Origin of the sequence: Bombilactobacillus bombi, assembly GCF_013607485.1 — a bacterium.
GTDB classification, from domain to species: domain Bacteria; phylum Bacillota; class Bacilli; order Lactobacillales; family Lactobacillaceae; genus Bombilactobacillus; species Bombilactobacillus bombi_A.
In genome coordinates this window covers 1-640 of record NZ_SCHP01000146.1, presented here as the reverse complement: position 1 = coordinate 640, position 640 = coordinate 1, and the positions used below count along the sequence as shown (strand labels likewise).

Annotated in this window: 1 protein-coding gene; it reads left to right on the top strand. The window is 36.9% G+C overall.

The features are described from left to right. Positions 1–640, top strand: a 640-nt coding sequence (locus EQ827_RS08860; protein ID WP_181190607.1) for a 3-hydroxyacyl-CoA dehydrogenase family protein, incomplete at both ends; no start/stop codon positions are given.

The following is a 640-nucleotide window of genomic DNA, read 5'->3' as shown; positions in this document are numbered from 1 at the left end:
ACTGATTACCAAGAGGCACTTTTTAATGCTGATTTTGTAATTGAATCAGTTATTGAAGATTTAGAAATTAAAAAGCAAGTTTGGCAGCAAGTCGAAGCAGAAGTGAGCCCCACTGCTATTTTAGCAACTAATACTTCTGGTTTAAGTCCGACTGCAATTCAGGAAGTCTTAAAAATGCCAGAACGTTTTGTAGTAGCTCACTTTTGGAATCCAGCGCAATTAATGCCATTAGTAGAAGTAGTTCCTGGCCAAAAAACAGCTATTGAGACTGTGAATATAACAGTGGCATTAATTAATAAAATTGGAAAACATGCTGTTTCCTTAAAAAAGGAAGCCCTAGGATTTGTTGGCAATCGGATTCAATTAGCAGTGCTGCGTGAAGCTTTTAATATTATTAATTCGCAGATTGCTTCGCCAAAAGCTGTTGACGAAATAGTAAAATACAGTTTAGGACGGCGCTGGAGCTTAGTAGGACCGATTGCTAGTGCTGATTTAGGGGGGTTAGATGTATTTAAGAATATTAGCTCATATTTATACGCTGATTTAGGTGCTGAACAAAAGACTGATCCCTTATTAACTAAAATGGTTGCGGATAATAAATTAGGTCTGAAATCTGGAGAAGGCTTTTTTGATTGGAAGA